This is a genomic window from Bifidobacterium biavatii DSM 23969, from assembly GCF_000741165.1.
GTDB lineage: Bacteria > Actinomycetota > Actinomycetes > Actinomycetales > Bifidobacteriaceae > Bifidobacterium > Bifidobacterium biavatii.
On sequence record NZ_JGYN01000040.1, the window covers coordinates 35,415 to 45,841 of the forward strand.

The following is a 10,427-nucleotide window of genomic DNA, read 5'->3' on the forward strand; positions in this document are numbered from 1 at the left end:
TTACCGGCTCTTCTTGATGTCCTTGACCGGTTCCGCGACGCCGTTGGCCTTCGCGAGGATCTCCTTCGTTTTTTTGTCGAGCAGGTTCTTGAAGTCGTCCATGCCTTTCTTGCGAGGCTTGCCTTGCTTGGGCTTGGCCGGCGTGGTTTGTTCCATGGGATCGGTTGGCGCTTCGAGCGGATCGGTTTCCGTGGCCGCTCCCTCGGACAGGGTGTTGCGCGTCGTCTCGTCCGATGCGGGGTTCTTCGTCGCGTTCCGGTCCGGATTCTGCTGGATGGTTTCGTCATGGTCGACGGTGTGCTCGTGCTGTTCGGTGCGGGCGTGTTCGATCGTTTCGACGGCCTTGGTGAGTTCCGCTTCCTGTCGTTCGTTTGACCATTCGGCCGGCACGCTGACCATGGGGGATATTCCGTTGTCGTTTCCCGGCACGATGATCGCGTGTTCCTGGGTTTCGCTGGCGAACGGGTCTCGGAACACGCCGTAGCCGAGCGTCTGCAATTTCAGTTCGGATGTCGGGATCGCGATGGTCGGCGGTTCGAATGTCTGTTCCGGAACGGGGATGGCTTCCGTGGACAGCCAGTCTCGGTCGGGCATCGGTTCGGTGTTTGCCCACACGTCCTCCGCCGGCATGGGAGTATCCGTGGATGGCGGATTCGGTGTTGCGTCATCGGGCTGGCCGATTGGCTCGATGATTTGCTCCGGGTCGATGGCCGGGATTTCCTCGGTGACGGGTTGCTCGGGTTCGGCGGCGGCTTGCACCGCCGGCTGTTCGGCGGTCGGAGTGGCTTCCTCTTGGTTCGGTTCGGTTTTTGCCTGTTCCTGTTCGGGCCGGGTGTCGTCGAGCGATGGCTGGTCGTCCGTCATGGTCAGTCCGAGACGGTCCAGGCATGTTTTGACGATGTGGTTGATGTGATCCGCGTCCTTGCCTGCGAAGGTGAGGTTGTACTGGTCTCCCTCCTTGGTGATGCTGTAGTCGATGCCGTTCTTTTTGAGCTGACGGGTGACTTCCCTGACGCTGTCGGGATCGAGTTGGATGTCGTGCAGGTCTCCGCCGTTTTTCGCCTGTAGCTTTTTGACGCTCATGCGCCCCGTATTGCTTTTCTCCTTGATGGTTTCCTTCGTTGTCTTGAGAGGCCAGCCTGCGATGCGCAGCAGCGTTTTCACGATTCCGACGCTGACTTTGACGGTGAGGCGCGCGCCTCCCTTTACCGTCGCCTCGCCCGCCCTCTGCAGTGCCTGCTGCGCGGTTTGCTCGACTTGTTCTTCGATGCCCATTCGGTATTCCTTTCTTCTGACTGGTTGGTTGTTGATACGGCTCGCCTATCGGCGGATGCCGCGGGTCTTGGAGCGTGCCCGGGAACGTTCCTCTTGTTGGGCGAGCATGCGTTCCCGTAGTCGTTTGAGCGCCTTGAGATCGGTTTGCATTTCGTTGATCCGGTGTTCGCGTTTGCCAAGGTGGGCGAGTTCCGCGTCGTCGTTCCAGTCCTTCGCTGCCGTCGCGCGGTCTTCTTGGTCGTCCCGTTCGGTTTCGTCCGCGATGGCGGCAACGTCGGCGCGGAAAGCGGCACGCTCCGTGGTGATCAGGTCCGTGAGCTGGCTGATGCCCTTGTCGAGGTCGGTTTCCCATCCTCGTATCCACCGTTGGGCGGCAGAGAGTTCGCGCGCGCTGTCGCGCAGACGGTCGAGCTTGACGGCCTGGACGGCGTAGTACCGTCGTTGCGCGTCGCTGATGCCGGCCGTGATCGGGAGTTTCTCGGTGACGATGTCGGTCAGATCCATGTCGGGCGGGCTGAAATGGTCGTAGATCTGGTCGGGCAGCAGACGACGCACGTAGTTGCCTCGTCGGTCGGTGACGACTTGTTCCGTGTCTTCGCCGAGCCATGCGTGCAGGGTTTTTCCGTCGCGCACGATACGGTCGAGGGGGATCGTGATTTTTTCCTGGTGTTTCGTGCCGGGCAGCCACACGCTCACGGTTTCGTCGGTGCGTTTCGCGATCTGCTTCTCGTTGAACGTGATCCGGTGGAGTGCCCGTCGGCTGATCTTGGCCATGACGTTTTCCTCGTTGTAGGCGAGGCCGAGTTTCGTGTCCCTGATTTTGAATCCGGTTTGCTGGTCTTGGTAGGTCAGGTGCTTGCCGCGCACGGTCACGTTGACGCCGCTTGAGGTGAGGAGTTGTTTGAATTCGTCGAAGTTCTTGCTGCGGGTCGCTGTCGCGTCGATGAGCGTGCGGATTTCGTCCTTGCGGCCTTCGCCTCGCGCTCCCGTGTATAGTTCGGCCATGCTCTTGCCGTATCGTCGGACGGGAGTTGATTGGATCACGCTGAGCTTGTGTGCCTCGCACAGGCGGTCGCTGATCTCTCGCCATTGGTGGAGCGTGTTTTTTTGCACGCGCATCTTTCTTTTTGTTTCATCGTTGACCGAGCACAGCAGGATGTGGTTGTGGATGTGATGCCGGTCGACGTGCGTGGCGATCACGTACTTGTGGTTGCCGTCGGAAATTTCTTCGGCGAATTCCTCGCCGAGACGATGCGCTTCCTCCGGCGTGATGTGGTCCGTCGGGTCGAATGATTGGATGACGTGGTGTGCGAGCACGCCGCCTTTGACGTGTCCGCCGATGCTTTCGTCGATGCTCTGGTGCATGGACGCGGCGAGTTCCTGCGGATCGTCGGTGTGGATTTCATAGTTTGTCGTGACGAGAGTGCCGCCTTCGGTTTTCGCCCCGTTGCTGATGTAGGCGACGGCGTTTGCGAGATTTGCTTTGACCTGGATCACTTTGACGACAGCCATTCCCCAGCCACCGTCCGCGCGTCGATCGTGATCTGCGACTGGAATGCCTTGACGATCGTTTCGATTCGTTTCTGTTCGTCGAGGATCATGCGGATGTCGTGTTCGTCGACGCTGCGGCTCGCGTTCGCGATGAACGCGACCTGGTTGATATTCCGGCCGATGGCTCGGATCTGTTTCATGGTCTCCCGCGCGTCCGCTGGCACGTTCACGGTGATGACGTATCCGTTCATCAGGATTTCGCGGACGAACGCGCTCATGGTTTGCACGCCGCCGCGGTCGCGGATCGAGCGGAACGTCGATTCGAGCGCGTTCCACTGATCGCTCGTGAACGTGAACAGCTTGGCGACGTCATGCTGCCTGTTTCTTTTCCAACTCATCGTCCGGACCTTTCCGGATCGACGAGAGCGTGCGCATCCTCGATGCGTCGGAGGCTTTGCCGACTATGGGGTGCGGGTCTCCCGCTCGAAGTCCGCCGAAGGCGGCGAGCGGCGAGTGTATATACACTTGCTATGCTTGCTCCGCCAGATTCCTGGCGGTGAAAAACCTCGGAATCGGGGAGCGATTCCGAAAAACCAAGTGTTCCGGAAACACGGTTGACTAGTGTCTTTGCATCGGGAACCGTCGTCGGTCCCGCATATTTCTGTGCTCCTTGATCAATGTCGTCCAAGTGAATTTTCTGATCACGCACGCTTCTCGCTCCCGTCCTGTTTATCCTCTGGTTTTGTGAGGTTCATCCTCACGCGATCGCACGGGGGTTCCGTGCGTGATCGGGAAAATACCGTGCCTTTTTTGAAGGGAGACGATCATGGCGTCCATCGCGATGGGAGCTGAATGGAAGAAGAAGATGGTCCGTGACGCGAACCGGAAGATCAACGAACGACTGGCCCGAGAGAAGAAGTTGTACAACCAGCTGGTCAGTGCGGTATCTGAGATGCGCGGTGGAGCGGCCGAAGCGCAGAAGGTTGTGCGCGAATATATGAAGGAATCTCGTCTGAGCGTGAGTGAAATCAGTGAGGTTCTGTCACTGACCAACGCCGAGAAGCGCATGGTGTTCGGTGACGACGTGCTCGGACAACTCGACGACTCTGCCGATGATGAATCCGATCAAAATGCTTCCGAGACATCGGGCACGGGCAATGAGACACAGGAGCCTGCGTCGGACGTTGGTTCGACGGATGATGCCGGCCGATCGGATGAACCTGCCGATGATTTGGAGGCGAAGGACGCGCCTGCGGTCGACGCTGCCGATGACGGCAAGTCTGGATACGTGTTTGACTCGGCTTCCGGGTCGACCACGCAAAATTCGAGCGGTTATCGTTTCGATAAGACGTACTGACTGGTCGGGTGATGGATCATGGGGTCGAACCTGAGCGGATTGGACGAGCATGACGCACTGTGGGTCGGACGGCGCCTGCGCCAGTTACGCGAGCGACAGGGACTGTCATTGTCCGAGGTTGCGACGGCGATGGCCGACGAGGGTTACCGGTGGACTAAGGTCACGCTGTCGCGTGTCGAGCTTGGCAAGCGGCCGCTGCGTTTAACCGAGGCGAAGGCGGTGCTCGAGTGTATGAGACTTCCGTGGCGTCCGTATGTGCTCTTGCTTCTGTCGGATGATCCTTTCGAGACGACTAGCCATTTCGGCGACGTTGACGAAGATGAATGAAGACGAAAAACGGGAGGTTCCGCACGCATTAGAAGCGTGCGGAACCTCCCGTCACAATAGGTTTTCTGGAAGTTCTGTTCTATTGTTCGACGTGATTGTCGATCTGCTTGGGCTGCACGCGATAGGATCTCACTCTGCCCTGTTCGTCGACGATACGCACCCCGGAAATGGTTATCGGTGTGGTCTGCTGTCGTTGTTGTTCGCGTTCCCATGCGATTCGTTCCTGGATACGCTGTTCTTCGTATGCTCGTTGGGCGGCTTGCTGCTGTTCCATTTCACGTCGTTCGGCGCGCGTGGGCGAGGTTCGAAACACTTCGCATGCTCCGCCAATGAAGAATGTTGCGACGGCTACGCCAACCGAACCCCAGAAACCGGAAAACCAGTCGGGCTTGCTGTGATCGTATCCGAACCACAAAAGCAGAGCTAGGATGATGGCGAGCATGCACGCGACCGCGGCGATACGACTGACGATGAGCGCGAGCGTTTTCAACGGATGCGCGATGAACATGCACAACAGCAACAGCAATCCCAGCACTGCGGCGATGATCAGCATGACGCAGATGAAAATAGCTTCTATGCCGAGGAAGATCATGGTCGTCGTCCTTTCTTGGTGGTTTCTCCTGCGTTTATGGTCGCGCCCGGGGTGCCCGTCTACGTTGTTGGGCGTGTCGTGTCAGTCGTGGCGTTTGGACAGTTCAGCGAGAGTTCTGTCGAGTTGGCGTGCCGTTTCGAGCGCTTGGTCGAATGCTTGGTTGATGAGTTGCCAACGTTGCTCGTTCCATGCGGGAGGCGAGATCGGCATCGGTGTTCTGACTGCGAGTGTGCGCATGATGATCGATGGTCCTTGTGACGCGTGTGGGTTTGCCCCCGTTCGGGGGCGGCGAGTGGGGTTCGCAGGGGAGAGCGCCGTAAGCGTCTTCCCTGCGCCGCCGGAGGCTCCGGCCCCACCAAAGTGGGGCCGGGATGCCGTTATTGTTCCGGCTGATGGTTGTCGAGGTGCGTGACCGCGTGCATGACCAGCACGGTCGCGCTCAACGCGAACGCGATGCTCCAGAACGCGACCGCGGGCATAGTGTCGGCCGTGTGCATGTTGATCGCGCCGAGCACCAGCATGACGGTGAACAGCATGGTGATGATGTTGTCTTTCATCGTGTCTCTCCTGACGATGGATTGAATGATTGAGCGGATGGGACAAGGCGCGACGTCCGGCGTGGACGACGCGCCCCACCTCTGCTAGTCGAGGTAAGCCGGGTGAACGTCGCGGACCACCAGTGCTCCGACGACGCCTGCGAGGGTGTTGTCCTTGTCATGGTCGGCCGCGTCTTGCGCGTCGAGCATCGCATCGTGCTGTCGTCCGTCGACCCATTCGAGGTAGGCAATGGTGGCGAGGACGTTCGCCTTGTACTTGGCATCCTGATCGCTGTCCGCGGTGGCGGCGATGTCACGCAACTGGGACACGGCGGCGCTGACAAGCGCATGATCCGTCTCGGTTTTCGGGTCGCGCAACGCATGGTCAAGGATGCTTGTCGACAGCCGCTTCATGTCTGGCGTGTGGGCTTCGCTGGCGAGACGGATAATCGTGTCGCGCGAGGTGAGCGGGCTAAGCACGCTGTAGATCATCGCGTCACGCACGGGGAGCGACTCGCGCATAAGCGTGGCAAGCATCGGCTTCCAACCGTTGCCTTTGGTCGGACGGCCCGTGAGTTGGTCGAGCCATGCGCCGAGCGTCTCTCGCGCCCACTGGCGGGTAGCGTTCGTCGGACCGAGCTCGAGACGGTCGGTACGGTACGCTTCGGCGATGGTGTCCATCGACATGATGGTGGTAGTAGTGGTGTTCATAATGACCCTCCTGTTGGTCTGAACGGTGAAAGAAAAACCCGTGTGGTTGGTGAACATGTCCCTGGATTTTTCTTTTTTGCCCGAGTGGGCAAGCGAAGCGTTACCGGCCAAAGCGGGTTCCGTCATAAGACGACGCGCCGCCGTCGTAGATGGCGTTGCGCGGCGGTGTTGACGGGTTCCGCGACGCCGGTATGATCCAAGGCCAAAGGCCGCCCGGGCAAAAAGAAAACCCATTGGCGGCGGCGAAGCCGCTCCGTTTCCTGTGGCGCGCGCAATACGAGCGCGTGCCTATTCCTTTCTCTAAAAAACGAGAGGGGTTGCGGGGAGAACGATCGGTGCTCCCCGCCCGCGTTTTCGATGCCGCTTCTTCGCGGCTGAGCAAAACGCGGGAGTCCGGTTGCATGGCAGGGCATGCGCCGTGCCATGTTCGGGGCTAGTCGGCCTTCTCGTCCCGTCCTGTCGTGGTGATGTCGGTGACGATGGCTTTGCTGTCGGTGCATTCGACTTCGTCGCCGAGTCGATAGTATTCGGGATTGGCGTATAGTTCGTCGATCGCGTCCTGTTCGGTCGCGTCGTCGTCAAGCGTGACTTCGAATGTGCCGCTGTAGGTTTCCTCGTAATCGATGGTGAAGGTCTTCATGGTCTGTTTCTCCTCGTGTAGTGCGGGTTATGGGTGGTGTGACTGGTGTCAGTGGCGGAACCATCGTGCGGACAGCTTGTCGTCTTCGGGGATTTCGTCTCCCCAACGCACGTATTCGCCGAACCGGTCGCGGTGGATGGGACGGATGCGGGTTTCCTGTTCGATCATGCCGTATGGGCCAATGGTCTCGCAGATCAGCGTTACCGTATCTTCGTTCGCATGATGACCGATGCTGTAGCGCTCGAACCCGTGGTTCAACCAGTCGCCCTCCTTGAGTTCACGGAACGTCGTGGGAATGGTTGTGTTGCTCATTGTTGTTCCTTTCGTTTACCAAAGAATCGTGATGGTGGGTTGCGTGTCTTCCCATCCGGTCGGCGGCTTGGGAAAGATCGCTTTCAACGGTTCGGGAAGCCGTTCGAGCATGTGCCGGTAAGTGCCTTCCGTACCCGTGTAGGTGTCCGAGTCCGTGCCGGAACCGTCATGTTCGACCGCGTCGCTGTCTTCGAGCATGGCGGCGAACTCCTCCGTATTCTCGGGGTACAGCCATGTGCGCATGACGCCGGTTTCCTCCCATGCTCCGTGGCGAACCGCGTTGTCATATGATTCCAAGTCAAGGCAGATGGTTGAACTCATGGCGTGGTTTCCTTTCTCGTGTCCGTGTCGGACTGTTTATCGCATTGCCTGTCGCGTGAGTGCGGTGAGTGCAAACCGGTAGTCGGCTCGCCGGTCGGCGTTCGTCCATGCGGCGAACGTTCGTTCGTCGAGTGTGAACCTTTCGTCGGTGGGCGCGCCGTCCGTGTTGATGCCCTCGCAGACGATCACGGTGCGCCTGTGACGGGTGACGCGTCGCGCCGTGTAGAACGGGGCGGTTTCCCCATTGCTGGTGTGGCCGGCGTCGTCGCGTGCGAACACGTCGGCTTCGCTGTTGGCGAGCTTGAATCGCAAGCTGGTGATGGTGGTCATGGCATGCCTCCCGACGGTGGATGATGGGTGTGGGTTGAATGGATTTTTTCTTCTGTCCGGTTGGACAAGCGAAGCGTTACCGGCCAAAGGACGGGCGGTCATAAGACGACGCGCCGCCGGCGTAGACGGCGTTGCGCGGCGGTGTTGACGGGCCGTCCGACGCCGGTATGATCCAAGGCCGAAGGCCGACCGGGCAAAAGAAAATGCGTGGAATGGCGGCGAAGCCGCTCCGTTTCCTGCGGTGCGCCTCGGGCGCTCCGACTTTTTCTTGTCATCGGAGGGATTGCTTTCCCGTGAGGGGAAGGTTCGGTCATAAGGCGACGCGCCGCCGTTGTAGACGGCGTCGCGCGGCGGTGTTGACAGGTTCTTCCACGCGGGTATTCTTCGCTCCGACGACAAGGACCGGAAATATGATGCGCGTCGCAACGCGACGCGCGCAATACGAGGGAATGGTATCCGCATCCGGCGCGGCGATGCGCCATGCACGCCATCATTGGCCACGTTAGTGGCTTTGGCGTGCGTGGTGTGTCGACGCGGCATGGGATGCGGATTCCGTTTTCTAGTCGCCGTCGTCGCGATAGCGATGGCGGTCGTCGGGTGGAGGCGGGGGTTTGGGCCGCCCGTGGGGTTCAGGGGAGCTGGGGCTCCCCTGACCGCCGGAGGCCGTCGGCCCGCTTGGGGCGGGCCGACGCGGGATGGTCAGTATCCGAGCGGCGGGTAGGTGTTGTGTGGTGTGTCGGGCGTGATGCCGTGTTCGGCGCACGCGTCGCTCCATCCCTGCTCGTAGCCGTCGTCCCACCATGAGTCGAGATCGAGAAGGCCGCTGGTTTCCCAGTGTGTGTTGCTCACGTCGATCATGCCGATGCCGCCTCGGATGCGCTGGTGCTGGCCGGTGAGCCATGTGATGCGGCCGGTCGCGTCAATGGTGGCGAACTGGCCTTGGTTCCCGTCGCTCAGGTCGGTTTTTCCGTCCTGCCATGCGAGCACTGCGTTCCTGCTGTCGTTTGCATACCTTCCGCGGGTGAAACGGGTGGCGACGCCGTTGTGCGCGATGTACCCGTGGTTGCCGTCGGGCAGACGGTAGGCGAACGGGTGCGTGTTCTCTTGGATGACGGCGCCGTGGGTGGCGAGTCGGAAGTGCGCGAGGAACGGGTGTTCCTCGAGTTCCCGCCAGTGGGTGAGGATGTAGGCAAGCACGAGTCGGTTGTCGGTCTGGCGGTAGCGGTGGAGCCGCGTGCCGTCGTGCCATGCGATGCCCGCGCCGTCGGGGTTGGTGTCACTCATTTCGGCAAGCTGGCTGATGGTCGGCATGGCTCCGGCCTGGGCGGTGATGATCACGCACATGCCGGTGCCTCCATTCCGAGTTCGGTCATGCGGGCGAGTCGCGCCGTTCTGACTGGATTGTCGGTGTCGATGGCGGTTCGTGCGGTCGCGCGGCTCATGGTTTGGATGGTTTCGACTTGGAGCGTGCCGAGCGGGTAGTGCTGGAAGAACCGCCACATGGTGTGCATGTAGGTGACGGCGGGCTTGAGCTTGTCGGCGGTTTCACGCCACCATGGGCCGAACGTGCGGAACTCGATCGTCCGGTAGTGGGTGTCGTTGATCGCGGTGTCCTTGCCGGTGTAGTGTCCGTGTTCGAGTCGGCACCATCGGTCGTTGGTCGTGTGCCGCATGTTGAGTGCGACGGCCTGTTGGCTGGTGAGCGCGTCGAGCGCCCAGAACCAGCGGCTTGCGCACTGTCGGCTGGTGCGGCTGACGTGCATGTGGCCTCCCGCGTTGTCGTTGCGCGAGTCAGGGCGGATGGCGGCGACAAGACGGACGATCTGGGGGAGCTGACGCATGGTCATGGGTTCGGTCTGGTATTCCATGGAGCCGTCCAAGTGGAGGCTTCCGTCTGAACACCAGCCCGCAATGAGAGGGTGTTGCTTGATCATGTTCCGGTCGTGTGGCCCGTCAATCTCGATCTCGAGTCCGAATGTGAACGGTTCGCGCACTCGGGGGTTGCCTTCGTAGGGGTTCTTGTAGTCGGGTTCGCATGTGTCGCATCCGTGGTTGCCAAGGCATTCGTCGCAGTACCGGTATTCGCAGTCGTCGCATGTTTTCAGGCAGTCGGTGCAGAACACGTTGTCGCAATGTTCGCAGTACCGGACGTCGTCCTCGCACAGGACGTTGTCGCACTGCTGGCACTGCCATGTGCAGTTGGGGCACATGTCGCGCCCGCATTCGCGGCACGTTTCGACGCAGTCCGCGCATACGACGCGCCCGCACATGCAGGTGAAACTGCATCGGTCGCACATGTCGTAATGGCATTGCGAGCACGTATGGCGGCATGCTTCGCCCTCGAACCGGTGGTCGCAGATGATGCACCTGCCTGCGTTCGGTTTTTCGGTTTCGTGGTTTTCTGGTGTTCCGGTCATTGCTGTCACGCTCCTATGTCGTTGTTTCCTCCGGACGAGGCGCGGCAGGCGCGCGGAAACCCGGCGTGGCGCAAGCGCCCGCGTGGGGCGACGGCGCGCGGGCCCATGCCCGCCCGGC

At 60.5% G+C, this 10,427-nt stretch carries 14 protein-coding genes; 2 read left to right on the forward strand and 12 right to left on the reverse strand.

Going from position 1 to position 10,427, the window contains the following annotated elements:
• The 3 genes from BBIA_RS12160 to BBIA_RS12170 are packed head-to-tail and all read right to left on the reverse strand — an operon-like array spanning window position 1 to window position 3,164.
• The gene (locus tag BBIA_RS12160; protein WP_033496022.1) at window positions 1–1,275 is read right to left on the reverse strand and encodes a PcfB family protein; all 1,275 of its coding nucleotides are present in this window, start codon (window positions 1,273–1,275) and stop codon (window positions 1–3) included.
• Window positions 1,276–1,320: 45 nt separating this feature from the next.
• Window positions 1,321–2,787 carry a relaxase/mobilization nuclease domain-containing protein gene (locus BBIA_RS12165; protein WP_033496020.1) on the reverse strand — a complete coding sequence of 489 codons (1,467 nt, stop codon included), beginning with the start codon at window positions 2,785–2,787 and terminating at the stop codon, window positions 1,321–1,323.
• Window positions 2,769–3,164, reverse strand: a complete 396-nt coding sequence (locus tag BBIA_RS12170; RefSeq protein WP_033496018.1) for a plasmid mobilization relaxosome protein MobC — start codon at window positions 3,162–3,164, stop codon at window positions 2,769–2,771. Before BBIA_RS12170 ends, BBIA_RS12165 begins: the two co-directional genes overlap by 19 nt.
• Before the next feature lie 428 nt (window positions 3,165–3,592).
• Between BBIA_RS12170 and BBIA_RS12175 the strand changes: the two genes are divergently transcribed.
• On the forward strand, window positions 3,593–4,123 hold the full coding sequence (locus tag BBIA_RS12175) for a hypothetical protein (RefSeq protein ID WP_033496016.1): 531 nt from the start codon (window positions 3,593–3,595) through the stop codon (window positions 4,121–4,123).
• A gap of 18 nt (window positions 4,124–4,141) precedes the next feature.
• Window positions 4,142–4,450 carry a helix-turn-helix domain-containing protein gene (locus tag BBIA_RS12180; RefSeq protein WP_033496014.1) on the forward strand — a complete coding sequence of 103 codons (309 nt, stop codon included), beginning with the start codon at window positions 4,142–4,144 and terminating at the stop codon, window positions 4,448–4,450.
• Window positions 4,451–4,529: 79 nt separating this feature from the next.
• Here BBIA_RS12180 and BBIA_RS12185 read toward each other — a convergent pair whose 3' ends face one another.
• The 9 genes from BBIA_RS12185 to BBIA_RS12225 form a co-directional block, all read right to left on the reverse strand.
• Window positions 4,530–5,042, reverse strand: a complete 513-nt coding sequence (locus tag BBIA_RS12185; RefSeq protein WP_051924053.1) for a hypothetical protein — start codon at window positions 5,040–5,042, stop codon at window positions 4,530–4,532.
• 377 nt (window positions 5,043–5,419) lie between these two features.
• Window positions 5,420–5,599, reverse strand: coding sequence for a hypothetical protein (locus BBIA_RS12190; RefSeq protein ID WP_033496012.1), 180 nt, complete (start codon window positions 5,597–5,599; stop codon window positions 5,420–5,422).
• 84 nt (window positions 5,600–5,683) lie between these two features.
• Complete coding sequence (locus BBIA_RS12195; RefSeq protein WP_033496010.1) at window positions 5,684–6,289, reverse strand: hypothetical protein; 606 nt, start codon at window positions 6,287–6,289, stop codon at window positions 5,684–5,686.
• Window positions 6,290–6,722: 433 nt separating this feature from the next.
• On the reverse strand, window positions 6,723–6,929 hold the full coding sequence (locus BBIA_RS12200) for a hypothetical protein (RefSeq protein ID WP_033496009.1): 207 nt from the start codon (window positions 6,927–6,929) through the stop codon (window positions 6,723–6,725).
• A gap of 48 nt (window positions 6,930–6,977) precedes the next feature.
• A complete protein-coding gene (locus BBIA_RS12205) occupies window positions 6,978–7,241 on the reverse strand; it encodes a hypothetical protein (RefSeq protein ID WP_033496007.1) in 264 nt (87 codons plus the stop codon).
• A 15-nt stretch (window positions 7,242–7,256) separates the two neighbouring features.
• Window positions 7,257–7,562: a hypothetical protein gene (locus tag BBIA_RS12210; protein WP_033496006.1), complete on the reverse strand. Its 306-nt coding sequence runs from the start codon at window positions 7,560–7,562 to the stop codon at window positions 7,257–7,259.
• A gap of 36 nt (window positions 7,563–7,598) precedes the next feature.
• Window positions 7,599–7,892 carry a hypothetical protein gene (locus BBIA_RS12215; protein ID WP_033496004.1) on the reverse strand — a complete coding sequence of 98 codons (294 nt, stop codon included), beginning with the start codon at window positions 7,890–7,892 and terminating at the stop codon, window positions 7,599–7,601.
• 699 nt (window positions 7,893–8,591) lie between these two features.
• Window positions 8,592–9,236: a class II glutamine amidotransferase gene (locus BBIA_RS12220; RefSeq protein ID WP_051924056.1), complete on the reverse strand. Its 645-nt coding sequence runs from the start codon at window positions 9,234–9,236 to the stop codon at window positions 8,592–8,594.
• Window positions 9,227–10,102, reverse strand: coding sequence for a B-box zinc finger protein (locus BBIA_RS12225; RefSeq protein ID WP_193786510.1), 876 nt, complete (start codon window positions 10,100–10,102; stop codon window positions 9,227–9,229). The genes BBIA_RS12220 and BBIA_RS12225 overlap by 10 nt, the downstream gene beginning before the upstream one ends.
• Between the last annotated feature and the right edge of the window lie 325 nt (window positions 10,103–10,427).